Genomic DNA, 26,763 nt, shown 5'->3' with positions numbered 1-26,763 from the left:
TATTTTATGAATTATGAATGAATCAAATTTGAAAGATTTAATAAACACTAAAAATAAATACTGGTTCATAGAGAAAGGAAAATATTAAAGAAAATGAATACAATCATTAAAGTTCAAGATTTGGTAAAAGTATTTGATAATCAAGAGGTCATAAAACATTGCAATATAAATGTAGAGAAAGGAAGTATTTATGGATTTTTAGGTGCAAATGGAGCTGGAAAAACTACAGTACTAAAATTGATAGCAGGTTTATTAAAACCAACCACTGGGAATATAATGATTTCTGATATGAATATATCAGAAAATCGTAATAATATTTTAAGAAAAATTGGATGTATTATAGAAACACCAATTTTTTATGAACATTTATCAGCTGAGGAAAATTTAAAGATACATAATGCTTACATGAATTTTTATGATGCAGATATAAATGCTGTTTTGCAAAAAGTAGGACTCGAAAATACTGGAAAGATACAGGTATGTAAGTTTTCTTTGGGTATGAAGCAAAGGTTGGGGATTGCTCGTGCAATGATACATAATCCAGATATTCTTTTACTTGATGAACCTATCAATGGTCTTGACCCTATGGGAATAAAACAAATGCGTGATTTATTCAGAACACTTGCAAAAGAATATGATATGACACTTATTATTTCAAGTCATATATTAAGTGAAATAGAGTATATAGCTGATACAATAGGCATTATTTCGAATGGAAGTATTTTAAAAGAAATTCCTATGTCTACAGTAAAACAAGAATTTCCTAATGGCTTGGAAGAGTATTTTTTTGAAATAATGAATGGAGGAAACAACTGTGTATAAACTTATAAAATTAGAACTAAAAAAAAATAATATTCGCCCTTATCTTCATGCCATGGGTATCATTACCTTATGTGTATTAGGATTTTTGTATACATTTGCTATGATTGCTTATACAGGGGGGGATACAGATTCTGCTGAGTTTTCTAATTACCATAATATTTGGGTAATCACTACGTTCTACAAATGTCAGCTTATGCCATTTTATCAGCTGTATTGTTTTCCACATTTGTTATAAAAGAATATTCTGGAAAAAATGCAATTTTGATTTTTACTTATCCAATAAATAGAAAGACTTTATTGAACTCAAAGATTGTATTGATAGCTACATTATGTTTGAGTTTTATGTTGCTTGGGACGATTATTTCCCTCCTTATATTTATGGTTACAGAAGCTTTTTTTCCTATGATTTCTGATAATTTTACTCTTGGATTGTTTTTTAAGATTATTATTGAAACAATTTTGTGTGCTGTATTCTCTTTATTTATAGGTGTAATTTCTGCTAGCATTGGATTTCGAAAATATTCCATTCAAACAACGATTATAGTCTCTGTTATTCTTGCTTCCTGCACTGCTAACATTATAACAACTATGATTCACACATATATTCCTTTTATTATTGTATGGATAGTAGCAGCAGTATTAGCTGGACTTTCGTATTTATGGCTTATCTCAAAAGTTGAAGACATAGAAGTATAATTGTATACTTAATAAAGGTAGTTCTAATGAATAAAGCAACAGATAATAATGCGTCATACTTTATTTATCTGTTGCTTTTTAACATTTTGTGGATGATTAAAGTATGTTTTCCAATCGGTTTGTACATTTAAAAATAATTTTTAATTATTTTATACTTTATGCTTTTGATTCATTCTTATATAGATACTTAGCAAGAATTGAAATTAATAGCATAATTATGAACATACATACTATAGGTATATAGACTGTGGAACTGAAAATTTCAAATAATTTTCCATGCATAATTTGACCAACTGGAGCAACACACTGTGATACAGTGGTAATAGTAGCCATTACTTTACCCAATAATTCATTAGGAGTTTGTTTTTGAACAATAGTTAAAACGAATATAGTAATAATTGTCATAGACATGGCTATAGGTATAACACAAATAAATAACAATATAAAAGATGGATAATATCCTAGTCTAAGCATTAAAGGTGAAATAGAAATAGCCATTGGTATCATCAGAATACTAATTAACATTAACCAGCGATACAGTGTATTCATTTTCATTTTTTTAGCAAACAGACCTATTGAAAGTGCACCTAAAACACTACTAAATTCAATAATTCCTATCCCTATGCCATACATATTATTACTACTATGCATTGTTATACGTAAAATATATTGTATTCCTACAAGTAAGAATGGAGTCAAAAATAAATTTAAAGAAGCAGCTAGAATCATGGCTTTACTAATATAAGATTGTTTTATAACATAAGAAAATCCTTTTTTCATATCACTGACTATTGTTGATACTATGCTTCCATTAACTTTTCTTTTATTAAAAGGTATATGAATAAACATTTCCATTACTGCGGATAGAAAAAATGCAATACAACTTACAATAAGAAGCATCTTAATTCCAATAAGGCCATATAACAAACCTCCAAGTACAGGAGCAAACATACTTGAAAGAGAGCTTATTCCGTTTACAATTCCATTTGCTTGTTCTAAATCTTTTTCATTTGCTATTAAAGGTATGCTTGCTTGCACAGTAGGTTGATACATAGAACTAATAATTGATAATAGTACCATAATAACCCCAATTAATACAATAGAATTATTTAAAGTAGAAAGAAGACAAATAAAAGTAAAAATAATAACTGAACTAATAAAATCAAATATAACCATTAAATTTTTACGATTAAATCTATCAGCTATTGCACCACCAATTGGAGAAAATAAAAGAGGTATGCTTGATATTGCGTATAAAGTTGCAAATATGTCTGCACGTCCTGTCATATCTAAAATATAAGTGGAAAGTCCAAATCTTAACAACGATGAACCAAGTATAGAGACAATTTGACCAAGTACTATTAAATTAAAATTCTTATTAAAACAACTATTCATTTTATTTAAATCTTGCATTTCTAGAACACCTCACTTTTTAAGACTGACCGTCAGTCTATAAAAATTATAATCAATCACAAATAAAAAGTCAATAGAAATATTTAATTTATAATTTTAAAATTATATTTTTATTTTAAATAAAAGGTATGATATCTATCAAAAATATATCATATCTTATAAATAGCGATATTTCTTTCATACAAAATTAAAAATGGTAATTTGAAATAGTTATAATGAATAGTATTAATATATAGATATAGGGAGATTGATGAAATCATGCATGAAAAAGATAAGGTTATATATAATCTGGAAGAATGTGAGAGTCTAGAAAATACACTTTACTTCTCTCAATTTAATACATATAAAAATTTTAAGCTAGTTTCTAAAAAATCTGGAGTAAATTTATTAGATACATCTATTTGTGGCATGAATATCCACGATATAAAATTGATTGATACAATAGAATGTATGTCGTTAGAGGATGAGCAGATGACTGGTAAAAAGTTAATTTTAGTTGGCGATATAAATACTAATATAAGGTTAGAAAATATAAATAATGCTAAAAGAAATAGGAATTTTACAAAGAAAAATATACTTGAATTAAAAATACCTTTTAGTACATTTATACAAATGCCTAGAGGAATAAAAAATAACGATAAAATTAATTTAAAGTATATTATACAAGATATAACATCATCCATTTTAGATGACAATAATTTATTTATAAGTATAACTACAATTATAAGTTATGACAATAATTTTAAAATAAGATAATATTTAAATTATAGAAAGGTGGGTGCAATGAGAGGTATCAATGAATATGGGGGAGATTTTAGTTATAAGTTATTATCTAGAAGCCCTATAATAACAAAAACTACTTTTAGTAATATTGTTTCAAATGATATGAGTGGAAATATTTTAGAGGTAGAAAAATATGTTGATAAAGAATGTGCATCTGTATTTGATATTTTAACATATACTATTGTTGTTACAAATATGAGTAATCGCAAAACTGGGAATATATTTTTTAAAGATTATATTTCTAAGTACATAAAATTTATAAATAATACTGTAGAAGTTAATGGTATCAGAAAGGGTGGATTAAATCCACAACAAGGTTTTTACATAGGTAAAATAAATGGAAATTGTAAAAAAATAATATCTTTTAAAAGTATAGTATTAGCAAATTCAGCATGTAGGGTTATAGAAAACCACGCTAATATATATTATTATTATAAGTATGATATGGAAAAATTTCCAATGAAAATATCAATAGAAAGTAATCGTGTTTATACAAGTATTAAAAAAGCTGTATTTAAACAATTAAATATAAGCAATACTTTAAAAGCACCTAAAAATCTAAAAGATATATTAAAAGTGAATACAAATAGCAAAATACTTAGTATAAAACTTATAAAAAATCCTATAAATAAAGACAAAAATCTAAAACTATGCAATTTAATAATTGTTGGAAGTATAGAGTTTGAAATTAACTATAGTTGTAGAAATTATAGTAGATTTAAATCAGTAAATAAATTAGATAATAGTTATAACATTCAAGAAGATAAGGACTATAGAAGCAATATAAAAATGGCTAATGAAAATATCGAAAATTACAAAAATCAAATTAATATTACTCCTAGCAAAGTTAAAAAAGTTACTAAAACCTTTGGTTTCTCTTGCTTTATTTGTTCACCTGTTGGAATAGTTTATGAAGATGTAAAAAGTATAAATATAAAAACTGAACATATATCAATAAATGAACTGAATAATGGTGAATTATTCATAAATACATCGCTTTTATTATACTATTAATTGGTTGTACATAAAATTTAAAATTACTAAAACAATTATATGGTTTAATGTATACAAATATTATTATAGATTAGATATAAGGTGATAATTATTGTTAAAATAGCATCAATTATAAAAAATCAGTTAATCAAGTATTTATGACTTATAAATTGATTATAAAGCCTTAACAATAAGCTATTATCAAATAATTTATTATAATATTATAATGACAAGTATATAGTTTAAGAATAAAAGTGTTAGCAAAGTTAGAGATAAGAAATTTATGATTCTTGAGGAAATTTTAGCTTGCAATATATCTGTAATAAATATAGAAATATAAATTTAATAACCACAGTATTCTTAGGAATACACCAAATAATTCAATGTTTGTAACATATACTGTTAGATAATGTGTTGAACTATAATACTTATACTGGATTTACAGTAGTTATTATGAAATAGAGTTAAATAATAATTGTAATAAATAAAATTAAGCATCTAGATTTATGCTAAAATAAGACAAATATGTTAAAAAAATGATAAGTTATGAGAACTTTTGCCATCTTCAATTAATATATTATTACTAGTAATAGCTTTAAAATCATATTACTATTATACAAATTTTAGCTTTAAAAGAAGGTGACAAAAAGTAAATGAAAATATGCATAACAGTAGGTCATAGTATACTAAAAGGTGGAAAAAGTACAGGTGTAAATGCAATAGTTGATGAGTATAGTTATAATAAAAAATTAGCTCCTATGTTAGCAGAGATGCTCATAAGTCAAGGTAATACAGTAGATGTAATAATTTGTCCAGAAAGACATTTTGTAGCAGAAAAAGAAGAGTTTTTTTATAGAGTTCCAAAAGTAAATAGTGGCAAATATGATTTACTAGTAGAGCTACATTTAAATAAAAGTGATGGAAAAAGCTTTGGTGCAGAAGTACTTTATTATGGTAATGAAGGATTAGAATATGCTAAAAGAGTATCTAATAAACTTGGAGAATTATTTGAAAATAGAGGAGCTAAAAAAAGAGAAAATTTATATATCTTGAGAAACACGAATCCAGTTGCAATACAAATTGAAAGTTTTTTCTGTGATAATGTGGATGATTGCAATAAAGCCAATGAAGCAGGTTATGACTATATAGCACGATTAATTACAGAAGGTATTTTGAATAAAGATATAGGTATGTGAGATTATGGTAATTTAGGTATTGATTAATACCTTTTAATCTTAGATATAAATTGAAAAATTGTCTAGGAATATAAATTAAACCTAAGAAGTATACTAATTCAGTTTATTTAAATCAATTTAATTATCTAAAAAAAATACCCCTTGAAAATATTGACTTATCAATGTTAATAAGGGGTATTTTTTTAGATTTTATTTTGATTTAAGGACTAGTTCATAATTTTTTCTGCTAAAATCTATATATAATGATAAAAAGTATAAAAATATCGGTGTCTTACATTATAATAATATAATGGAGAAAAATATAATTGATAAGATAAAAATAAACATAATAAGGTGGTAATATATGAAATATACATTCGAAAGTTTTAAATTGGATAAAAAGATACTTAAGTCATTAAAAAATTTAGAATATAATGTACCTTCTAAGGTACAAATAGAAGTTATTCCAGAATTGTTAAATAGTAAAAATATAGCAGTAAAATCAAAAACAGGAAGTGGGAAAACAGCAAGTTTTGCAATACCTATATGTGAAAATATTGATATAGAATACAATAATATTCAAGCACTTATAGTAGTACCAACGAGAGAATTAGCGCTACAGGTAAAAGATGAGATATCAAGTATAGGAAGGTTAAAGAAGGTAAGATGTAGTGCTATATTTGGTAGACAATCTATAAAAGAACAAGTAGCTGAGTTAAAGCAAAGGGTTCATGTCGTTGTAGCTACTCCGGGTAGAATAATTGACCATATAAATAGAGGCACTATTAATTTAGAAAAAATAAAGTATTTAATAATAGATGAAGCTGATAAAATGTTTAATAAAGGTTTTCTTGAACAAATGGAAACAATATTAACAAATATACCTAAAGAGAGAACATTAGGTCTTTTTTCAGCTACAATAGGTGAAGAGATAAAATATATATGTGAAAAATATATGCCAGATTACAGCATTATAAATGTAGAAGGAAATGAAAGTAACACTAATGAAGGATTAAGACAAATAGATGATAAAATAATCAAGTCAAAGGAAAGAAATAAGTATGTAGTTTTAAAAGAATTAATATACAGCGAAAATCCAAGGAGTGTAATAATATTTTGTAATACTAAAGAAAAAGTATCTAAACTATATAATAAAATGAGTAAGGAAGGTTTTTTGGTAAGAGAGTTACATGCAGATTTATCACAAGAAAAAAGAATATTTGTGATTAAGGATTTTAAAAATATAAAGTTTAATGTATTGGTTAGTAGTGATGTAGCATCTAGAGGAATACATATTGATGATATTTCTTTAGTCATAAACTATGATGTGCCACAAGATAAGGAAAACTATATACATAGAATAGGTAGGACTGGTAGAAAAGGAAATAGTGGAAAAGCTATCACTATAGTAGATGAAAAAGATGAGAAATATATAGATAATATAGAAACATATGTAGGATATAAAATAAATGAGTTAACTAATATAGAACAAAGTAGTATTATTAAGGGTAAAGTTTTGTTTGAAGAATATTCAAAAGAAATTTTGAAAGAAGTATCGAAAAGAAAAAAAATTGCTAAAAATTCAAACAAAAGTAAATATATAAAATCAAATCTAGAAAATGAAGTAGTTAAATTGTATTTAAATGCTGGCAAAAAGAAGAAGATAAGGGTCTTAGATATAGTTGGAGCATTTAGTAATATAAAAGGTATTACTAATGATGATATAGGTGTAATCGAAGTTCAAGATTTATGTTCATATATAGATATATTAAATTACAAGGGAGACTTGATATTGAAAAGATATAAAGAGATTCCTATAAAGAAAAAAATGGTTAAGGTAAAAAGAGATATACAATAATTCAATTATCATTATTAGTTAATTATTATAATAAATTGCATTGGTTTTGTATTTTCTAAGTATAATGAGATTATAAAGGCTAGATAAAATAAAATTAGAAGAAAAAAGAATTTGATTAAGAGGTACTATATGAAATATTTTGGAAATGGGTTAAGTGAAGTACACAAAGAATTAAATAAAATCATACGTAAAGAAGAAAAAATAGAACAGGTAAAAACACTATTTTTAGAAATTCATTCAAAATTACATCTCTCAGAAATATCAAATACAGAAAAAAATGAAGTGGACAAACTTATTAATGACTTAAACAGAAATGAATATGCTATTGTGCCAACAAGTAAAGACGAAACTATTGCATGGGTTTTGTGACATATCTCAAGGATTGAAGATTTAACAGTAAATGTACTAGTTGCCCAAAAAGAACAAATTTTTAATGAACAATGGAAAGAGAGATTGAATATTTTTATTACAGATACAGGAAATGCTCTCTTTGATTATGAAATTATGAATTTAAGTAAAAGTATCAATACTAATGAATTGCTTTGCTATCGAGATGAAGTTGCAAATGGAAAGAACATTTTCGTACAAAAAAGAAACTTTACAGAAGTTAGATTATAATAACTTAAGTAAACAACAAATCAACTAAGGTATTATTGATTTTGGTTATACTCTAAGTTATACTATTTTTAAGTGTTTATGACAATAGTCATTTTAAATGTAAATCATAAACATATATTTATAGAAATATTAAAGGGGGAAACATATGGCATACTTTAAATATAATAACAAACAGTGCTACTATAATGAAATTGGAGATGGTACACCATTACTTTTTTTACATGGAAATACAGCCTCATCTAAGATGTTTGATGATATAATCGATTTTTATAAAGATGAATATAAAATAATATTAATTGATTTTGTTGGTCATGGCAAATCTCAAATGGTTGATAAGTTTTCTGTCGATTTATGGTTTGATGAGGCTATGCAAGTTATATGTTTTTTAGAAAAGATGAACTATAAAAAAGTAAATATAATTGGCAGTAGTGGAGGAGCTCTTGTTGCATTAAATGTTGCACTTGAAAGACCCGATTTAGTGAATAAGGTAATTGCAGATAGTTTTGAAGGAGAAGCTCCTCTAGAGTCCTTTGTGCAAAATGTGAAATTAGAGCGTGAAGCATCAAAGCAAGATGATGATGCAAAAGCTTTTTATATTTACAATCAAGGCGAAAATTGGGAGCAAGTAGTAGATAATGATACAGAAGCTATTTTTGAACATTATAAAACTATAGGTAAATTTTTTCATAAGCCTCTAGAAACTATGCAACCAGATGTACTTTTAACAGGAAGTAAAGAAGATGAATTTGTATCTTTAGTAGCTCATGATTTCTTTGAAAATACTTTTTCATCACTTCTTGAAAAAATTAAAAATGGAAAAATGCATCTGTTTAATAAAGGTGGACATCCAGCTATTTTATCAAATGGATTAATTTTCTCAAATGTAGCAAAGAAATTTTTAAAAGAATAATTTAATGATATAATTTGAGCATGGAATAGAGTGTGTTATGGAAATAAAGAATACTTTATATTTTATAAAGGCGTTGGAATATATGAGATACGTACATACAAATATAATAGCAAGAGACTGGGAAAAGCTGTCTGAATTTTATAAAGATGTATTTGAATGCAGAAAAGTACCACCACAAAGAAACCTAAAAGGTGAATGGTTGGATAGATTGACAGGGATAAAAGATGCTCATATTGAAGGTGTGCACTTAGCTTTACCTGGATATGATGATTGTTTACCAACATTAGAAATATTTTCATATAATTTATATGGTGAAGTGCTTCAAAAAAATATAAATAATTATGGTTTTTCACACATCGCATTTGAAATTGAAAATGTTGAAGAAACCCTAAATAAAATAAAAAGTGCAGGTGGAGGTCAAGTTGGAGAAATTGTTAAAACAAAATATCCTAATGGACAAGTTGCTACATTTGTATATGCAACAGATATAGAAGGAAATATTATTGAATTACAGAGCTGGGATTAAATAATAACACAAACAAATTTTTATTTATATTACAAAAAATTTAAAAAGGGTGTTATTAAAATATGTAATTAGACATATCTATTATGTATTGATAACACTTTTTTAATAAATTGGTCATCCTGCAATTTTATCAAATGGTCTTGCTTTCTTAAAAATAGCTAAAGGTTTTCTTAAGAAGTAATTTAAAAAGTTTTTGTATATAATAATGAATAACAAACAATGGAAGAGAGACTTATAAAAAGTAATAGATATTGCTTATAAAAAGGATACTTGATTATTTCATAGAGAATTTATCAGGTATCCTTTTAAATGCTAAATTAATTGACATAGTTTTTCTAATGAGGCAGATTTATACTTATTTTTATTTATTACTACAGTAATATCATTAAAAAGTTTAAAATCAGGAATAAATATCTGTATAAGGTTTCCTTTTTCTATTTCTTGCTCAACTAGAATTTTAGGAAGAATTGAAACACCTAAACTATTTTTAGTAGCTTCTATTAGGGATTGTGAATCTACACTTTCCCAGCTTGCATGTACTTTGTAACCTTGCAAGGTTACAGCTGATTCAAAAGTTTCACGTACAGCACTTCCTCTTTCTCGTAATAGTAAATCCATACCCAATAGTTGAGATAAACTTAACTCGGCAGTACTGCAATAGCTTGGTGAAGATACAATGCATAATTCATAAGAAGAAAATTTTCTGATTTCTAATGCGCCTTGTATGATTTTCCCTTCAATAAAAGCTATATCAACCTTTCCTTGTTTCAATAATTTTAATGCTTTTAATGCACTATGAACTTCAACGTTAATCTTAGTATTTGGATATATTTCTTGAAATCTCCTTATTAATTGAGGCAGCCATATTTGAGCAAATGTAATACAAGACGCAATATGTATGGGCGTTTCACACTCTAAGTTTTTAATCCTTGATTCAACATTTTCTAAATTTTCAAGTATTGGCAAAATTTCTTGTAAAAGAAGTTCTCCTGTTTTTGTTAATTTAACACTTTTATGTAATCGCTCAAATAATTTGGTTTCAGCCTCATTCTCAAGCTCTCTTATTGCATGGGAAACTGCTGATTGTGTAATAAATAGATTATTTGCAGCTTTAGTGAAATTTTCTACTCTTGCAACTTCTCTAAAAATAATGCAATGTTTAAAATTCATAATTAGACTCCTTTACTCATGAATTAAATTCATGTCTGCAACAATATTTTATCATTTTACAAATAGCAGTACAACATTTATAATATGTCCATGTGCACATAGAAAGGAATATTATGAGAAAAAATATTAAATTGTATTTATGGCTTTGCTATATAAATTTATTTATAAGTGCCTTTACTTTTGGTGGTGGATACGTTGTTGTTCCTATGATAAAAAAGTACTATGTTATGGATAAAAAAATATTTAGTGAATCAGAGCTTATGGAAATGGCTACAATTGCTCAATCTTCACCTGGAGCAATTGCAATCAACTTAAGCATTTTAGCAGGTAAAAGAACAGCTGGATTTATAGGAGTAATTATCAGTTGTATTTGTTCAATTATACCTCCTATAGTAATTTTAGGACTTGTTTCAAGGTGGTATGTTGCGTTTTCTTCAAATATTTATATAATTGCAATCTTAAAAGGTATGCAGGCATGCGTTGCTGCATTGATTGTAGATTTGACTATAGATATGTATAAAATGATTCTTAATGAAAAATCAATGTTATTAAATCTATTAGTACCATTTTCATTTATTGCTTGTACTTTCCTTAAAATTAATGTAATACTCGTATTACTTTTAAGTTGTTTGATTTGTTTATTTGCTATATATATTCAACTTCGAAAAAAGGGGGAGAGTATATGATTATAAATTTATTCTTTACGTTTTTGAAAATAGGAATGTTTAGTATAGGTGGTGGTTATGCTATTATTCCAATTATACAGGAACAGGTAGTTTTTAAGCAAGGATGGATAACACAAAAGGTTTTTACTGATATTATTACAATTTCTCAAATGACTCCAGGTCCATTAGCTGTTAATACTTCTACTTTTGTTGGTATGCAAGTGGCAGGAATTGAGGGTGCTATATCAGCAACAGTTGGTTGTATAATATCAGGAATAATTATTTCTATGTTTTTATATGGATTTTTTAAAAAATATAAGAGTTCGAAATTTGTTTTTGAAATTTTAAATGGACTGAAAGCATCCTCTTTAGGATTAATCATCTCAGCAGGATTTACAATTATATTGTTGACATTTTTTGGTTCTTCAAATTATTATACTACCAATATTTTCAAAAATATAGATATTATAGCTGTTATTTTATTTTGTTGTTCATTGTACTGTTTACGAAAATATAAGATTGGACCTATACTTATGATGGTGTTATCTGGATTGTTTGGATTAATTGTATATTTATAAAGAAGGTTAATATATAAGCAAAGAAAGATTTACATATAATTTGCAAAGCTTAAGATATTATGGAGTCTCCTATATTTTAGGAAACTCCTGTTTATCAATTACAAATAACATAGTAGTATTTTATTTTTACTTACTATATATCTTACCTTCAATTAAACAAGTCCATTATCTCACTATCAGATAAACTTCTTAATACACCTTCGTTAGAAAGCTCTCCATTTATAAATTGATTTATAAGCTCTTTTTTATTTTCTTGTAATTTTATTATCTTTTCTTCTATAGTGCCTTTAGCAATTAACTTTATAACTTGTACTACATTTTTTTGACCGAATCTATGAGCTCTGTCACTAGCTTGATTTTCTACTGATGGATTCCACCATGGGTCAAAGTGAATTACAATATCAGCAGTTGTAAGATTTAATCCTGTACCACCTGCCTTTAAAGATATTAAAAAAACTTTTTTGTCAGTACTATTATTAAATTTATCTACAAGTTCAAGCCTTTCTTTAGCATTAGTTTTACCATCTATATAGTGATATGCAATTTTACACTTATCAAGTTCCTTGCCTATATTTTTAAGGACAGATGTAAATTGTGAAAATAATAATATCTTGTGATTTTCATTTATACTATCTCTAAGTATTTCTAGACATGTTTCTATTTTTGAACTTTTTTTATTATAATCTTTTACCACTATACTTGGGTCTAAACAAAGCTGTCTTAGTTTAGTTAAATAAGAGAAAATAACTATTTTATCTTTCTTAAGATTTTTATCTTTCATTTTATCTTGTATATCTTTTGCATACACACTATATATTTTTTTCTGTTCCTTATTTAATTCAACAAAAAAGTTTTTCTCAATCTTGTCTGGGAGTTCTTTCATTACTTCTTTTTTACTTCTTCTAAGAATAAAAGGCTTTATAAGTCTTTTTAAATTTTCAACATTATCTTCTTTATTTATAAATAACTCTTGAAATTTTCCTCTACTATATAAATATCCAGGCATTATAAAATCAAATATAGACCATAACTCTACTAAATTGTTTTCCATAGGTGTACCAGTAAGTGCAAATTTATTTTTGGCATTTATATTTTTTACAGCTTCTGTTACTAAAGCCACTGGATTTTTAATGTTTTGAGCCTCATCTATTACACAATAATCAAAAATTATTTCATTATATTTTTCTAAGTCATTTCTAAGAGTACCATATGTTGTAAGGACTACATTAAAATCGTTTATTTCTCTAAAGCACTTTTCTCTATCTTTTTTATTTCCATGTATCAATAGAACTTTTATATCTGGAGCAAATTTTTCAAATTCATTTTTCCAATTATAAATAAGTGATGTTGGCGTAACAATAATACTTTTTTTATTGAATACAGATAGTAAAAATGTAATAGTTTGTATTGTTTTTCCAAGACCCATTTCATCAGCTAATATACCACCAAATTTATAAAAATCTAAAACTTTAAACCAATTAAAACCATTTATTTGGTAGTCACGTAGATTTGCTTTTAAATTACTTGGAATTTCTGAATTTATAACATTAAAATTTCTAAATTTAGCACATGTATTTTCTAATTCATTTTTACCAGTTATAAATTTTAAATCTTTACCTTTTATCATTTCATTTATATATAGAGCTTTATTATTATGAATTTTATTATCTTTTGATTTATCAATTACATCCAAATTTTCAACCAGTTCAAAAAAATCTTTAGTTTCTTTTTCTGATAAGTCTATAAAACTTCCATCTTTTAGCTTATAAAAAGTACGTTTTTCTTGGAGAGCTTTTAGAATATCTTTGTACTCTTTTGGATTTATATCAGATATATTAAAATTAAATTCTAGATAATTTTGATTAGTTTGATTAATTGAAGCTTGAATTGATGAAGAATTATATATTTTCTTCAATTTAAACTTTTCAGAATAATAGATATCTCCAAATTCCTTTAAAGATTCTAACTGTGAATCTAAAAATGTAAATAGGTCATAGTCAGTTCCTTTAAATGTATATCTGTTATTTTCTTTTACAAATTGTGAAGAAAGCATTTTATTTTCAATTTTAGCCTCCTTTTGTATATTGGGAAGTATAAATTTTTTACCACTTTCATCATCATAGATATACTTTATGTCGCAACATACATTGCCATCAATTATATCAAAGTAAAACTCTGTTTCAAAATTATTTGCTATATTATTTTTTATGTTTTCATCCAAATAAACTTCTTTGGATATTGACTTTAATTTAGGCACTAATAGCCCTAAAACATCTTTAGAGTCTTCTTTATCAAATTTTAATTCCTTAGATTTTGATAATACTTGATAGATTTTTGAATAATCTCGAGCCTTTTTATGAGACAATAAGTAGATATTATTCTCATATAAAAGTACATCACCTTTTCTACTAAGTGGAACAGGTAGTAAGTCTTTGGAGGATAAGACAATTTTATCTTCTATATTTTTAAAATTAAATTTTATTGGTAAAATATCACTTGATACTTTTGGATGATATTCTTTCTTAGAAAAAATTAGAGTAAAATCCTTGTCCTTAAGAGCATTCAAAAATTGTTTCAGAGAACTCATATTTATTTCCATGAACTTTTTTGAGTATGACGAATAAAAATTATATGAAAGATTTGTTCCATATTCTTCTATCATATCTATTAACTTCTCATCTTCATCAGCAAAATAATGGATGTTAGGATTATAAATAAATTTTTTTCCAAACTCCAATTCATATCCATTAAGTTTTGAATATGCAAATTCAGTGATATTTTTTAAAACATACATTTTATCGATTCCAATTTTAAACTCAGCAATTGCTTTGTTTGAATCAATGTTTAATAATACATCTAAATTGACTCTTTCTTTTTTAGTATCATTTAAAAAAGAAAGTAGTTGTTTACTTAAGTCCAAGCCGACTTTAGAATCAGTCTTAGAAAGTTTATCTTTATCATCATCTAATATATCTATTAGAACAGGAGGAATGTCATTTTTACTTTTTATTTGCTTTAGGCTTTTTATCACAATAGCAACTAGATGTTTACATATAAAGATGCCTCGATTTGTAATATTTGATTGACAATCAACACAACTACAGTCACTTTCAATTATTTTAAAGTGTTTTATATCTATTGTTATTGAATTAAAATAAAAGCTATAATTATCCTCAGAATTGACTCCACCACGAAATGTTAGCAAGTTATTTTGTAAGTCATCAATATCAATGTCTATATAATCAACTAATTGATTACTATAGTATTTTATACCTCTTGACCATCTTGATGGTTCTGTATTTCTTTTGATTAATTTATATATCATATCTATTTTCATTTTATTCACCTTACCTCACTGTATATATTATAATCTAAATCTATTCAATTTACACTCTAAATACAGTGTTTAAATTAAAGCATATATAAATAGCTTTTATCTATTGCAAAATATATATAAATAACAATTTGCTATTAGATTTTTATTGTAATCTCCTGTAAACTAGGAGTGAAAAATAATGATTTAAGTAGTTTATAAATGTATATAAAATTTAATTATTAAAAACATATTTTAAGTTTATGATATTTAAATTAAAAGAATGTATAATAATTATAGTGTTTTATATTTATCATTGGGAAAGGAAGATATTGATATGGATAGTTATAAATTGATTAAGGCTAAGATACCATGTAAGGAAACAGGAATAGAAATAAAGAAGACTTTATGTGATATTTGTTCTCCAGGAATTCATTGTGGAATTGATGCATATGTCAAAGATGGCAAAGTAATAAAAATAGAAGGAACAAAAGAGCATCCAATGAACAGAGGGTTGTTGTGTACAAAGGGGCTTTGTAATAGAGAATATATGTATCGAGAAGATAGAATAAAAACACCACTGAAGAGGATTGGAAAAAGAGGTGAAGGAAAGTTTAAGCCAATATCATGGGAAGAAGCTTATAGTGAAATAGGGGGAAAATTAAATAAAATAAAAGACGAATATGGAGCAAAACATGTAGCATTTTTTACAGGGTATGGAAAGTGGTATAGACCGTTTTTACAAAGGTTTGCATCTTCATTTGGTTCTCCTAATTATGGTACAGAATCAAGCTCCTGTTCAACATCAGCACAGATGGCTGGAAATGTTGCAACTGGGAGAAATTTTACAATGCAGGATATGGAAAATGCAAATACTTATTTAGGTTGGGGGTTTAATCCATACTACTCTAAATTTTTAAATAGTGTAAATTTAAGTAAACTAAAGGAAAAAGGTTTAAAATTTATAATTGTAGACCCTAGGATAACACCAACAACTCAAAAAATATCAGATTTGCACTTGAGAGTTAAGCCTGGTACTGATGGAGCTTTAGCTCTAGGAATGGCTAATTTATTTATAGAAAAAGATTTGATAGATAAAGAATACATAGAAAAACATGTACATGGGTTTGATGAATACAAGGAATATGTAAAATTATTTGATTTAGATACTGTCAACAAAATTACAGGGGTTTCTAAAGATGATATAGTAAAAGCTGTAGAGATGTTATCGAAAGGTCCATTTTGTATAAATGAAAGTGCTGCTCCAGTAGTTCATCACCAAAATGGATTTCAAAATTATAGGGCAATGATGTCTCTATCTGCTATAACAGGTAATTATGATAAAATTGGAGGTAACATACCAAAACAAGATTATTTTGCTGGTAAGGTAGGAGGATTTCAAACATTAGAAAAAGAGTTTGTAAAAGAAGTGCTACCTAAAAATATAAATGAAAGAATTGGTGGGGAAAGATTTCCTCTTTGGAATGAAATGGTAAATCAATTTCAAGCTATGGATTTAACTCGACAAATAGAAGAAAAGACACCTTATGAAATAAAAGCATTGTTTTGTCATGGTATAAATGCTAGAATGTTTCCTAATTCAGGTAGGCTTTTTAACGCTCTAAACACTGTAGATTTCTTTGTCAATATAGATTTATTTATGACAGATGCATCAAAATATGCAGATATACTTTTACCTGCATGCACATCTTTTGAAAGAGAAGAATGTAAGAGTTATCCAGGTGGATATATTACATATACGAAAAAAGTAATTGATACATTATATGATTCAAAATCAGATGTAGAAATACTTTCTGATTTAGCAAATGTTATGGACATAGAAGATGATTTCTTAAAAGCAGGTTATGAAGCAAGTATAAGACATATGTTTAAAGGAACTTGTGTAGATGTAGATGAACTTAAAGAAAGTGATTTACCATTGAAATGTAAAGATTTTAAATCATATGAGGTAGGTTCGTATACAATGGAAGGTTATGATACTAGTACATCTAAGTTTGAATTAAAATCTACAATTATTGAGAAATATAAAGATTTTGGATTAGATGCATTACCAACATACAAAGAATTTAATGATGATATAGATGAGTATAATTACCTATTAACATCAGGTGCAAGAATTCCAAATGCATTACACTCAAGACTTCATGATGTTAAGCTTTCGAGAATATTAAAAAATGAGGCTAGTTGTGACATTTCTAGTTTAGATGCAAAAGACTTAGGTATTAAGAATGGAGATTATATAAAAATAACTACTAAAATAGGAAGTTTGAATGTCAAGGTCAATGTTACTGATAGAGTTTTATATAAAAACATACATATGTATCATGGATATAGAGAAGTTGATGTAAATAGTATCATCTGTGATAATTTTGACCCTTATAGTGGATTCCCTGCATATAGAAGTTGTAAGTGTAAGATTGAAAAAGTGAATAAATAATTGGGGGGATATAATGAAAAGTTTATTTGAATTCAATAAAGAGTTATGTACAGCATGTGGGGCTTGTTTGCTTGCTTGTATAGACCAAAATGATAATGACATAGATAATGGTGAATTTTTTAGACATGTATTTACAGTGGAAGAAAAAGAAAAGGTAGAATATTTTTCATTATCATGTGTTCATTGTGATGAAGCAAAATGTGTAGATGTATGTCCTAAAGATTGTTTTAAAAAAGAAAATAAATTTGTCATATTAGATAATCAAGATTGTATAGGATGTAAACTTTGTGAAAAAACTTGTGAATATGGAGCTTTGATTTATGGAAATGATGGTAAAGCAAACAAGTGTAATGGTTGTGTTGAACGAAATGAGTGGGGTATGGATGCACCTTGTGTAATGGTATGTCCTACAGGAGCATTAAAGTTTAATATGGAAGTAGATTAATTATAAATTATAATTTATACTAAGATGTAAAATGAACTTTGTAAAAGACTACATTAAATTTGTATTATAACTAATTTAATATAGTCTTTTTATGTATATACTTATAAAATAAAAAATTGAGATAGTTAGAAGTTTAAATTTTTATTTTAAAAAGTTTGTCTTATGGATTACTAATCAATTAACATGTTTAAGAATTTTTCTTTATGATTTAAAAAATCTTGAGTAAGTTGATAATTTTCACTATCTTCGCATTTAACTTTATTAATGCCATTCTCATTTATTTCATAGATGATTGAATTAGGATAACAAATTAATATGGGTGAGTGTGTTGCTATGATGAATTGGCAATTTTGGGTTACTAATTCGTGTAATCTTGTTATAAAAGCCATCTGTCTAGCAGGTGAAAGTGCTGCCTCTGGTTCATCTAATATATATATTCCTTCTTTAGAAAATTTATGAATAAATAATGAGAAGAATGATTCACCATGAGATTGTTCATGCAATGATACTCCTCCATAATAGTTTATAGTTTTTACTCCTGACGAAAACCTAGAAGCTTTATCTATTGCAGTAGCTACATTATAAAAAGATTCAGCTCTCAAGAAAAAATTTTGCTTAGGTTTTTTAGGTCCTTTTGTGATTGTTATATATTTATGAAGTTCAGAGTGGCTATTATAAGTACTAAAGCCAAAGTTTTTTGTCCCACCTTCAGGGTTGAATCCATATTCAATAGCTATTGCTTCTAATAATGTTGATTTTCCACTTCCATTTTCACCAATTATAAAAGTTACGTTTTTATGAAACTCAAGTTGATATAAGTTTTTTACTATTGGTAGATTAAATGGATATTCATTTATACTATGTATACCTTTTCTGTTTAGTTTAACTGACCTAATATATTGATTTATTTTTTCAGCATTCAAATTTAAAACTCCCTTTTATTGATTTTAATATACTTATTATAACTTAAAATTAGTGACTATATTTAGGTTTTTATCTAATAAATTTTAATATAGATATTAATAATTTTTAAATTGGAATATAGATATAGATATTCATAGTGTTAATTATCAGAAACCTTACACTAACAACAGATAATTTTAATTACTCTTAAAATATTTACTTAGGAAATTAAAATATTTTATATTTTTAACAATAAAATATGTCTTTTATTATAAAAAATTATTGAAAAACGATATTATATGATGTAGTATATAAAATATTTTAAAGGAGTTGATATAGTGTCTGATAAATTTATAAAAAATCTATTAAATGGTATATTACAAATTTTATTTTTTTTTTAAGCATTAGTACTTTCTGTAGGAGGAATTAAAGGCTTTAGTTATATTTGTTTTAGTGGTGAAGCAACTATACAAAGTTTTATATCTGGTATGTTAAGGTTTTCTTTGGTTGTATCATATTTTATTATAGTAAAGTCATTGTTAGAAATATTAAATAGTTCTGAATATAGCTTATTCATAAATGAAAATGCAAAAAGATTTAGACTTATTGGCTATCTTTTACTTTTAAATTCTGTTATAGAATTTAGTTCAACTTTCGGTACTACTGGAACAGGAATGAGGTTCCTAGATTTAGGATTCGGATTTTACTTCACAGTCCCAACTCTTGTATATTTTGTGGTTGCTCTTATGAGTTTTGTGATTTCAGACGGATTTAAGAAGGCAATAAAGATAAAAGAAGATAATGATTTAATTATTTAGGAGGCGCACTATGTCAATTATAGTAAATTTAGACATGATGTTTCGATAACTCTATATTTATGTTTAGTATATGGTAATAAAATATTTAATATATACTCAGTCTTTATTTTAATATATCCAGTATTCGTTCCATCACTACATCCATAATAATTCTTCTGAAGTAAATGATACACGAGATATATTTAATTCTTTACTAAATTTTTTCGTATCTAATTTTTTATTGATTAATATACAGTCTTCCACGGAGGTTGATTTGCAATAGCAGTAATGATATGTAAATATCTATATTACAACTTTTTCATATGTTTTAATTTTATAAAAACGAGTTAGACAGCCCAATCATATTAAATAAATTTGATATTAAAAAGGGCTATATAAGTGGGTAAGGAAATAGTTTTTTTCTATTGGAAAAATAAATAAAATTCTATTATAATTTAATATGTGACAAAAGTTTGCAAAAAACAACATTAAGTGAGGGGGACTTATTTTATGATTTTTAACATGAAATATTTTTTGGAATTATTTCCAATAATAATGAAATCATTCAATGTAACTGTGATTTTAGCAATAAGCTCACTGATATTTTCATTAATTATAGGAACGATATTAGAGTTATCATCTTAGAAGAAAAAGTGCTTTAAAAATACTTGGAGATGAAAATATTGAAATGATTGATTTTCCAGCAATGACAGGTGAAGATTTTGCTATTTATATGAATGAAAGACCTGGTTTATTTATGTATATAGGGGTAGGAAATAAATAAAAAAATATAAATTACAGACTTCATAATAACAAGTTTAATATAGATGAAAAATGTTTAAGCACAGCATCTTCATTATTTGCACAACTTGCAGTAGATTATCTTTGTCAATGTTAGATTATAATTATAAGAATATATTCTATTTAAAAATAAAATGACTAAGTTATTTTTAGATTTCAAATTAACATATTAATTTTAGTATCAAATATATGATTAGTCTATTCTGTTTATTAAAAAAGGTGGATAATAATGATAAAAGTAGAGAATTTACATAAAAGTTTTAAAGGTACAGAAGTTCTTAAAGGTATAAATTTAGAAATAAATCAAAGTGAAGTAGTAGCTATACTTGGTCCATCTGGAACAGGTAAATCTACGTTACTTAGATGTTTAAATTATTTAGTTGAGCCTACAAAAGGAAAAATAATGATTGGAGATGTAAAAGTAGATGTAGAAAAAGCAACAAAAAAGGATATAGCAAATTTAAGAAAACATACATCTATGGTATTCCAAAATTATAACCTATTTAAAAATAAAACAGCATTAGAAAATGTAATGGAAGCATTGATAGTAGTACATAAAAAGAGTAAACAAGAAGCTAGAGAAATTTCTCTAAAATTAATAGAAAAAGTTGGGATGTTAGATAGAAAAGATTTTTATCCATCAAAGTTATCTGGAGGTCAGCAACAAAGAATAGGTATAGCTAGAGCGATGGCAGTAAATCCAAATGTAATATTATTTGATGAACCAACATCTGCACTTGACCCAGAACTTGTTGGAGAAGTTTTAAGTGTTATAAAATCGCTTGCAAAAGATGGAATAACAATGCTTATTGTGACTCACGAAATAAATTTTGCAAAAGAAGTTGCTGATAAAATTATATTTATGGATAATGGTGTGATAGCTGAAGAAGGAACTCCTGATGAAATATTTAATAATCCAAAAAATGAAAGAACGGCAAAATTTTTAAATATTATTAGGAAAGAAGAAGTATTTAATTAAAAACATATAATTGAAGTATGTCTTAAGACATATGAGATACTTTCATAAAAGTAAGCTAATTAACATACAAAATTAATAGATATCTTAATTTATATAATTAAGATATCTATTAACTTTTTGAGTAAAAATATAAATTCTAGATTTAGACGTAATGCCTATAATTTGAATTAATTAAAATTATGTGTATTGAATCATATAAGTTTAAATATCAAACTTATTTTGGAAACAAAAGATTTCAAACTTATTTTTGTTAAAAGATAATAGACCTTCATCTCTCATTTTTCCAAGTTCTCTTGACATAGAACTTCTATCAACACATAAAAAGTCAGCCATTTCATTTCTTGAAAAAGGGATTGTAAACTTATAGTTACCCGTTCTCTCTATTTGATTTGAAAAGTACATGAGCAATTTTTCACGAGTTGTTTTACAAGAAAGCAACTCTATTTTGTTATGAAGTAAAATATTTTTTTCAGCTATTAATTGTAACATATTTTCAACAAGTCTATTGTGAAATTCACATGTAGACGAGCAAATACCAGTCACACTTTTAAACTTTATAAATAGAACTTCACATGAAGATGTTGTCACTACTGTTACAGTACTTTTATGTAGTCTAGTGCAAGCAAACACCTCTCCAAATAAATCACCAGGTAAAAGTTCAGCCACAATATTTCTATTACCTTCAATATCTTCTTTTATTATGTGTGCACTTCCCTTAAGCATAATTCCAATAGAAGTCACTTCATTTCCTACAGAAAATATTATGTCATCTTTTGGATAAGTCTTATCAGTAACACCCAAACATTCTAACATTGCTTCAAGTTCATCATCTTTAATCCCTTCAAACAGAGAAATCCTTCTTAATAGATTTATATGTTTTTCTAAAAATTTTTTCAAATAATCACTTCCTTGTTGCATATGCAACCGATAATTTCTTTTCATTGTACTATACTAAATTTATAAAAGCAAGGAGATATAAAAATCCTGATACAAAAATCTAAAATAAAAAAGACCTATGTCTTAAAAATAAATATCTAGTAAAGTAGTATTTTAAACAAAAAAATTTTATGAGGTGATATAAATGATTAGAAAAATAATTAAAATTAATGAAGAAAAATGTAATGGTTGTGGATTATGTGTTGAAGCTTGTCATGAAGAAGCTATAGGTATGGTAAATGGAAAAGCAAAACTTTTAAGAGACGATTATTGCGATGGTTTAGGAGATTGTTTACCAACTTGTCCAACGAATGCAATTTCATTTGAAAATAGAGAGGCTGCAGAATATGATGAAGAAGCAGTAAAAGCAAATATGGAAGCAAAGAGAGCACAAAAAGAAAATTTAGCATGTGGATGTCCAGGTTCTCAGTCTAAGTCTATAAAAAGACAAGATTTAGATACTATATCTACAAATAACAATATAGTAATGGAGGCACAAGAGTCTCAGCTTAATCAGTGGCCAGTGCAAATAAAACTAGTACCTGCTAATGCATCATATTTAAAGAATGCAAGTCTTTTAATAGCAGCAGACTGTACAGCATATGCATATGGAAATTTCCATAATAAATTTATGAAAAATAAGGTTACATTAATTGGTTGCCCTAAACTTGATGAAGTTGATTATGCTGAAAAACTTACAGAAATTTTAAGATTAAATGATATTAAAAATATAGTGGTAACACGTATGGAGGTACCTTGTTGTGGTGGTATCGTAAATGCAGTTAAAACAGCCCTACAAAATAGTGGAAAGATGATACCATGGCAAGTAATTACTATATCTGTAGATGGGAAAATAGTAGATGGAGAAATCTAATTAAGTAAATCGTAAACAATTTAATAAATTTTAATAAATAAAATTAAATGGGAGGAATAAAAGATGGAGAATATGTTTTGTTTTCAATGTGAACAGACAGTTGGTGGTAAAGGATGTACTATAAATGGAGCTTGTGGTAAAAAAGGGGGAACAGCTAATTTACAAGATGAACTTACAGGAGTATTAATTGGACTTTCAAGAGCAACTGTTGGAAATAAAAATAGACCAACAAGAGAAACAGATAAAGTTATGATAGAAGGATTGTTTACTACTGTAACAAATGTAAGTTTTGATGATGAAGCTATAAAAAGACAAATTGAAAAAACTGAACTAGCAAAAAGTGAACTTGTACCTAGATGTTCAGATTGCTCAACAACTTGTAGTAGAAATGATAACTATGATATGAAGAATTTATGGAATGATAATGAAGATATACGTTCATTAAAATCATTAATTTTATTTGGATTAAGAGGGATGGCTGCTTATGCTTATCATGCAATGGTACTTGGATATACAGATAAAGAAGTGAATGACTTTTTCTACGAAGGGTTAATAGCAGTTGGAGAAGACTTATCTAGTGATGAACTTTTAGGATTTGTAATGAAAACTGGGGAAATAAACTTAAAATGTATGGAATTACTTGATAGAGCAAATACCGAAACTTATGGAACACCAGAGCCAACTCAAGTACCTATGAAAATTGAAAAAGGTCCATTTATTGTAGTTACAGGGCATGACCTTTATGATTTACACAAATTGCTAGAGCAAACAAAAGATAAGGGAATAAACATATACACTCATGGAGAATTATTACCAGCACATGCATATCCAAAATTAAAAGAATATAAGCACTTAAAAGGAAATTTTGGTACAGCATGGCAAAATCAACAAAAAGAATTTGACAATATACCTGCTCCAATACTATTTACGACAAACTGTTTAATGCCTGTTAAGGATAGTTATAGAGATAGAGTATTTACTACAGAAGTGGTTGCTTATCCTGGTATGGTTCATATTGGAGAAGATAAAGATTTTTCTAGTGTAATAGAAAAAGCACTTGAACTTGGAGGATATAAAGAAGATATGCATATGACTGGAATAAATGGAGGTGATATGCTAACTACTGGTTTTGCAAGAGGAACAGTTTCATCTGTACAAGATACAGTAGTAGAAGCTGTAAAAAATGGTGCCATAAGACACTTTTTATTAGTTGGTGGTTGTGATGGTGCAAAACCTGGAAGAAATTATTATACTGAATTTGTAAAACAAGCTCCTGAAGACACTGTTATATTGACTCTTGCATGTGGAAAATATAGATTTAATGATTTAAATCTTGGAGAAATAGGTGGTTTACCACGTTTAATGGATATGGGACAATGTAATGATACTTACAGTGCAATTCAAGTGGCTATTTCATTGGCAAATGCTTTTGAATGTGATGTAAATGAATTACCTCTTAGCATAGTTCTATCATGGTATGAACAAAAAGCTGTTTGTGTACTTCTTACATTGCTTTACTTAGGTATAAAAAATATCTATATAGGACCTTCTTTACCAGCGTTCTTGTCTGAAAATGTATTGAATATATTGGTTGAGAAATTTGCTTTAACTCCTATATCTACTCCAGAAGAAGATATGAAAAAAATATTAGGATAAAGAAAATACGCTTAGCTGATAAGGTATAAATTTTATAATCAAAGTATTATTAAGATTAATTATAATTAACATAAATAAGGGGGTGGCTTTGTATAAGGTCAACCCTTATTTATATTTTTATGGTCTATTACTAAAGTATATATTATTTTAATCAATTATTTATAATAAATCATACTTTTAAACTTATAATACTTAAAATATGTGTATAGTACAAACAAATAAAAAGTATAGTTTTAATAGTGCAGGATACTGAATTTAATTATAGAAAGAGGAACTTTGTAATATAGAATTTGCATAATATATATATATTATAGTGTAATTATTTTAACTAAAATTTAAAATATATAAGGCATTTTATATGGGGGTATGTATATATGAAAAATTCGAATTTTAATATATTAACATTCGATGGTGGTGGATTAAAGGGAGCATTAAGTATATCCATACTTGAGAGAATAGTAGAGGAGTATCCAAGTTTGTTAAATAACATAAATATGTTTGGAGGAACATCTACAGGAAGTTTGATTGCATTAGGGCTTGCATATGGTGTAAGCCCAAAAGAGATAAAGACTCTCTATTCAATTGAAAATTCAAAGTATATTTTCAACAAAAGTTATGCAGAAATGCTCAGACCAAAGTATGAAAATAAAAATTTAAAGGAAATTTTACTAAGTATATTTCCAGAAGACTTAGAATTGAAAGATTTAAGTAAATTAGTCATGGTACCAAGCTTTTATATAGGTAATGAAGAACATTCATGGAGGCCTGTATTTTATAATAATATGCCAAATTCTCTTAATAAAACTAGTAAAGTTGTGGATGTAGCAATGGCAAGTAGTGCTGCACCAGTATTCTTTCCAACCTATAATTGTCATGTTGATGGTGGTATAATAGCAACTGACCCAAGTTTAGCATGTATAGTTTATTCAATTGACAGTGGACTTAAGCTAAATTATAAAAATACAAGACTTTTTTCTATAGGGACTGGATATGTATATAATAGTATAAAGACAGATACAACTGAATGGGGAGCTATTGACTGGATAATCAATAAGGAGCCAGACTTACCAATTATATCTGTTACACTAGAAGGGAACTCTCAAATGAGTCAACTATTTTCTCAAAAACTTCTTGGAGATAATTACTATAGGTTAAATCCTAAAATGGAGAGAGATGTAGCTATGGATGATTGTGATTCACTAGAATATTTAATATCTCTAGGTGAAAACTGTGATATAAAAGATGCATTTGAATGGATAAATAAAAAAGGTTTTTATAAAAATTAGGTATAGTTTTTCATTATATTTATAAGTAGAAAATTTTTATAGTTTATAATTTTGATAAAAGATTTTGCAATTTTAAATACTTTAATATCATATAGTATTTTCTAAATA

25 protein-coding genes are annotated in these 26,763 nt (G+C 26.5%); 20 read left to right on the top strand and 5 right to left on the bottom strand.

Annotation, left to right across the window (positions count from 1 at the left end; translation table 11 throughout):
- The first annotated feature begins 93 nt into the window (after positions 1 to 93).
- Both IC218_RS06240 and IC218_RS06235 read left to right on the top strand, forming a co-directional pair.
- Positions 94 to 822 (top strand): ABC transporter ATP-binding protein, encoded by a 729-nt coding sequence (locus IC218_RS06240; RefSeq protein ID WP_227434844.1) that lies wholly within the window; start codon positions 94 to 96, stop codon positions 820 to 822.
- A 183-nt stretch (positions 823 to 1,005) separates the two neighbouring features.
- Positions 1,006 to 1,518, top strand: a complete 513-nt coding sequence (locus IC218_RS06235; RefSeq protein ID WP_227824035.1) for a hypothetical protein — start codon at positions 1,006 to 1,008, stop codon at positions 1,516 to 1,518.
- 156 nt (positions 1,519 to 1,674) lie between these two features.
- On the opposite strand, the gene IC218_RS06230 is transcribed toward IC218_RS06235, so the two are convergent.
- The gene (locus IC218_RS06230) at positions 1,675 to 2,931 is read right to left on the bottom strand and encodes an MFS transporter (protein WP_227824034.1); all 1,257 of its coding nucleotides are present in this window, start codon (positions 2,929 to 2,931) and stop codon (positions 1,675 to 1,677) included.
- Between the two features lie 258 nt (positions 2,932 to 3,189).
- Between IC218_RS06230 and IC218_RS06225 the strand changes: the two genes are divergently transcribed.
- The 8 genes from IC218_RS06225 to IC218_RS06190 all read left to right on the top strand — a co-directional run bounded on the left by IC218_RS06225 (position 3,190) and on the right by IC218_RS06190 (position 9,794).
- Positions 3,190 to 3,687, top strand: a complete 498-nt coding sequence (locus IC218_RS06225; protein ID WP_227482513.1) for an SPOCS domain-containing protein — start codon at positions 3,190 to 3,192, stop codon at positions 3,685 to 3,687.
- Positions 3,688 to 3,714: 27 nt separating this feature from the next.
- Complete coding sequence (locus tag IC218_RS06220; protein ID WP_227482514.1) at positions 3,715 to 4,728, top strand: DUF11 domain-containing protein; 1,014 nt, start codon at positions 3,715 to 3,717, stop codon at positions 4,726 to 4,728.
- 632 nt (positions 4,729 to 5,360) lie between these two features.
- Entirely contained in the window at positions 5,361 to 5,903 is a 543-nt protein-coding gene (locus IC218_RS06215; protein ID WP_227434839.1) for an N-acetylmuramoyl-L-alanine amidase, read from the top strand.
- Between the two features lie 343 nt (positions 5,904 to 6,246).
- Positions 6,247 to 7,740 carry a DEAD/DEAH box helicase gene (locus tag IC218_RS06210; protein ID WP_227824033.1) on the top strand — a complete coding sequence of 498 codons (1,494 nt, stop codon included), beginning with the start codon at positions 6,247 to 6,249 and terminating at the stop codon, positions 7,738 to 7,740.
- Positions 7,741 to 7,869: 129 nt separating this feature from the next.
- On the top strand, positions 7,870 to 8,109 hold the full coding sequence (locus tag IC218_RS06205; protein WP_227482516.1) for a hypothetical protein: 240 nt from the start codon (positions 7,870 to 7,872) through the stop codon (positions 8,107 to 8,109).
- Positions 8,110 to 8,193: 84 nt separating this feature from the next.
- Positions 8,194 to 8,358 (top strand): hypothetical protein, encoded by a 165-nt coding sequence (locus IC218_RS06200; protein WP_227482517.1) that lies wholly within the window; start codon positions 8,194 to 8,196, stop codon positions 8,356 to 8,358.
- Positions 8,359 to 8,503: 145 nt separating this feature from the next.
- Positions 8,504 to 9,268, top strand: coding sequence for an alpha/beta fold hydrolase (locus IC218_RS06195; RefSeq protein ID WP_227434835.1), 765 nt, complete (start codon positions 8,504 to 8,506; stop codon positions 9,266 to 9,268).
- An 82-nt stretch (positions 9,269 to 9,350) separates the two neighbouring features.
- Positions 9,351 to 9,794, top strand: coding sequence for a VOC family protein (locus IC218_RS06190; RefSeq protein ID WP_227824032.1), 444 nt, complete (start codon positions 9,351 to 9,353; stop codon positions 9,792 to 9,794).
- Positions 9,795 to 10,106: 312 nt separating this feature from the next.
- Here IC218_RS06190 and IC218_RS06185 read toward each other — a convergent pair whose 3' ends face one another.
- The gene (locus tag IC218_RS06185) at positions 10,107 to 10,964 is read right to left on the bottom strand and encodes a LysR family transcriptional regulator (protein WP_227824031.1); all 858 of its coding nucleotides are present in this window, start codon (positions 10,962 to 10,964) and stop codon (positions 10,107 to 10,109) included.
- A gap of 113 nt (positions 10,965 to 11,077) precedes the next feature.
- Here IC218_RS06185 and IC218_RS06180 point away from each other — a divergent pair, with 113 nt between their 5' ends.
- Complete coding sequence (locus IC218_RS06180) at positions 11,078 to 11,650, top strand: chromate transporter (protein WP_227824030.1); 573 nt, start codon at positions 11,078 to 11,080, stop codon at positions 11,648 to 11,650.
- Positions 11,647 to 12,207, top strand: coding sequence for a chromate transporter (locus IC218_RS06175; protein WP_227434832.1), 561 nt, complete (start codon positions 11,647 to 11,649; stop codon positions 12,205 to 12,207). The genes IC218_RS06180 and IC218_RS06175 overlap by 4 nt, the downstream gene beginning before the upstream one ends.
- A gap of 148 nt (positions 12,208 to 12,355) precedes the next feature.
- Here the strand turns inward: IC218_RS06175 and IC218_RS06170 are convergent, their stop codons facing one another.
- Positions 12,356 to 15,544: a DEAD/DEAH box helicase gene (locus tag IC218_RS06170; RefSeq protein WP_227824029.1), complete on the bottom strand. Its 3,189-nt coding sequence runs from the start codon at positions 15,542 to 15,544 to the stop codon at positions 12,356 to 12,358.
- Between the two features lie 259 nt (positions 15,545 to 15,803).
- Between IC218_RS06170 and IC218_RS06165 the strand changes: the two genes are divergently transcribed.
- Positions 15,804 to 17,978, top strand: a complete 2,175-nt coding sequence (locus IC218_RS06165; RefSeq protein ID WP_227824028.1) for a molybdopterin-dependent oxidoreductase — start codon at positions 15,804 to 15,806, stop codon at positions 17,976 to 17,978.
- A 13-nt stretch (positions 17,979 to 17,991) separates the two neighbouring features.
- A complete protein-coding gene (locus IC218_RS06160; RefSeq protein ID WP_227434829.1) occupies positions 17,992 to 18,423 on the top strand; it encodes a 4Fe-4S dicluster domain-containing protein in 432 nt (143 codons plus the stop codon).
- 170 nt (positions 18,424 to 18,593) lie between these two features.
- Here IC218_RS06160 and IC218_RS06155 read toward each other — a convergent pair whose 3' ends face one another.
- Entirely contained in the window at positions 18,594 to 19,346 is a 753-nt protein-coding gene (locus IC218_RS06155; protein WP_227434828.1) for an AAA family ATPase, read from the bottom strand.
- Between the two features lie 468 nt (positions 19,347 to 19,814).
- Between IC218_RS06155 and IC218_RS06150 the strand changes: the two genes are divergently transcribed.
- The 3 genes from IC218_RS06150 (at position 19,815) to IC218_RS06145 (ending at position 21,903) form a co-directional block, all read left to right on the top strand.
- Positions 19,815 to 20,144, top strand: coding sequence for a DUF2975 domain-containing protein (locus IC218_RS06150; RefSeq protein ID WP_227824027.1), 330 nt, complete (start codon positions 19,815 to 19,817; stop codon positions 20,142 to 20,144).
- 489 nt (positions 20,145 to 20,633) lie between these two features.
- Entirely contained in the window at positions 20,634 to 20,768 is a 135-nt protein-coding gene (locus IC218_RS21845) for a hypothetical protein (protein WP_255616322.1), read from the top strand.
- Positions 20,769 to 21,153: 385 nt separating this feature from the next.
- On the top strand, positions 21,154 to 21,903 hold the full coding sequence (locus tag IC218_RS06145) for an amino acid ABC transporter ATP-binding protein (RefSeq protein WP_227824026.1): 750 nt from the start codon (positions 21,154 to 21,156) through the stop codon (positions 21,901 to 21,903).
- A 201-nt stretch (positions 21,904 to 22,104) separates the two neighbouring features.
- Here the strand turns inward: IC218_RS06145 and IC218_RS06140 are convergent, their stop codons facing one another.
- On the bottom strand, positions 22,105 to 22,821 hold the full coding sequence (locus tag IC218_RS06140; RefSeq protein ID WP_227434946.1) for a Crp/Fnr family transcriptional regulator: 717 nt from the start codon (positions 22,819 to 22,821) through the stop codon (positions 22,105 to 22,107).
- A 163-nt stretch (positions 22,822 to 22,984) separates the two neighbouring features.
- Between IC218_RS06140 and IC218_RS06135 the strand changes: the two genes are divergently transcribed.
- The 3 genes from IC218_RS06135 to IC218_RS06125 all read left to right on the top strand — a co-directional run bounded on the left by IC218_RS06135 (position 22,985) and on the right by IC218_RS06125 (position 26,655).
- On the top strand, positions 22,985 to 23,713 hold the full coding sequence (locus IC218_RS06135) for a 4Fe-4S binding protein (protein WP_227434824.1): 729 nt from the start codon (positions 22,985 to 22,987) through the stop codon (positions 23,711 to 23,713).
- Positions 23,714 to 23,776: 63 nt separating this feature from the next.
- Positions 23,777 to 25,369 (top strand): hydroxylamine reductase, encoded by a 1,593-nt coding sequence (gene hcp / locus IC218_RS06130; protein ID WP_227482527.1) that lies wholly within the window; start codon positions 23,777 to 23,779, stop codon positions 25,367 to 25,369.
- A 374-nt stretch (positions 25,370 to 25,743) separates the two neighbouring features.
- On the top strand, positions 25,744 to 26,655 hold the full coding sequence (locus IC218_RS06125) for a patatin-like phospholipase family protein (protein WP_227482528.1): 912 nt from the start codon (positions 25,744 to 25,746) through the stop codon (positions 26,653 to 26,655).
- Positions 26,656 to 26,763: the final 108 nt, after the last annotated feature.

The sequence above is a fragment of the Clostridioides sp. ES-S-0005-03 genome, assembly GCF_020658455.1.
Classification (GTDB): Bacteria; Bacillota; Clostridia; order Peptostreptococcales; family Peptostreptococcaceae; genus Clostridioides.
The sequence above is the reverse complement of the archived record's forward strand: the minus strand, read 5'-3'. Positions and strand labels throughout refer to the sequence as shown.

Bases quoted from the DNA above. Each gene is read 5' to 3' on its own strand.
- IC218_RS06210 (WP_227824033.1), top strand. From the start codon at position 6,247: ATGAAATATACATTCGAAAGTTTTAAATTGGATAAAAAGATACTTAAG.
- IC218_RS06140 (WP_227434946.1), bottom strand. From the start codon at position 22,821: ATGCAACAAGGAAGTGATTATTTGAAAAAATTTTTAGAAAAACATATA.
- IC218_RS06150 (WP_227824027.1), top strand. From the start codon at position 19,815: ATGTTAAGGTTTTCTTTGGTTGTATCATATTTTATTATAGTAAAGTCA.
- hcp (WP_227482527.1), top strand. From the start codon at position 23,777: ATGGAGAATATGTTTTGTTTTCAATGTGAACAGACAGTTGGTGGTAAA.
- IC218_RS06170 (WP_227824029.1), bottom strand. From the start codon at position 15,544: ATGAAAATAGATATGATATATAAATTAATCAAAAGAAATACAGAACCA.
- IC218_RS06175 (WP_227434832.1), top strand. From the start codon at position 11,647: ATGATTATAAATTTATTCTTTACGTTTTTGAAAATAGGAATGTTTAGT.
- IC218_RS06215 (WP_227434839.1), top strand. From the start codon at position 5,361: ATGAAAATATGCATAACAGTAGGTCATAGTATACTAAAAGGTGGAAAA.
- IC218_RS06225 (WP_227482513.1), top strand. From the start codon at position 3,190: ATGCATGAAAAAGATAAGGTTATATATAATCTGGAAGAATGTGAGAGT.
- IC218_RS06180 (WP_227824030.1), top strand. From the start codon at position 11,078: ATGAGAAAAAATATTAAATTGTATTTATGGCTTTGCTATATAAATTTA.
- IC218_RS06220 (WP_227482514.1), top strand. From the start codon at position 3,715: ATGAGAGGTATCAATGAATATGGGGGAGATTTTAGTTATAAGTTATTA.
- IC218_RS06205 (WP_227482516.1), top strand. From the start codon at position 7,870: ATGAAATATTTTGGAAATGGGTTAAGTGAAGTACACAAAGAATTAAAT.
- IC218_RS06190 (WP_227824032.1), top strand. From the start codon at position 9,351: ATGAGATACGTACATACAAATATAATAGCAAGAGACTGGGAAAAGCTG.
- IC218_RS06145 (WP_227824026.1), top strand. From the start codon at position 21,154: ATGATAAAAGTAGAGAATTTACATAAAAGTTTTAAAGGTACAGAAGTT.
- IC218_RS06230 (WP_227824034.1), bottom strand. From the start codon at position 2,931: ATGCAAGATTTAAATAAAATGAATAGTTGTTTTAATAAGAATTTTAAT.
- IC218_RS06125 (WP_227482528.1), top strand. From the start codon at position 25,744: ATGAAAAATTCGAATTTTAATATATTAACATTCGATGGTGGTGGATTA.
- IC218_RS06185 (WP_227824031.1), bottom strand. From the start codon at position 10,964: ATGAATTTTAAACATTGCATTATTTTTAGAGAAGTTGCAAGAGTAGAA.
- IC218_RS21845 (WP_255616322.1), top strand. From the start codon at position 20,634: ATGATTTTTAACATGAAATATTTTTTGGAATTATTTCCAATAATAATG.
- IC218_RS06195 (WP_227434835.1), top strand. From the start codon at position 8,504: ATGGCATACTTTAAATATAATAACAAACAGTGCTACTATAATGAAATT.
- IC218_RS06165 (WP_227824028.1), top strand. From the start codon at position 15,804: ATGTATAATAATTATAGTGTTTTATATTTATCATTGGGAAAGGAAGAT.
- IC218_RS06235 (WP_227824035.1), top strand. From the start codon at position 1,006: ATGTCAGCTTATGCCATTTTATCAGCTGTATTGTTTTCCACATTTGTT.
- IC218_RS06240 (WP_227434844.1), top strand. From the start codon at position 94: ATGAATACAATCATTAAAGTTCAAGATTTGGTAAAAGTATTTGATAAT.
- IC218_RS06160 (WP_227434829.1), top strand. From the start codon at position 17,992: ATGAAAAGTTTATTTGAATTCAATAAAGAGTTATGTACAGCATGTGGG.
- IC218_RS06135 (WP_227434824.1), top strand. From the start codon at position 22,985: ATGATTAGAAAAATAATTAAAATTAATGAAGAAAAATGTAATGGTTGT.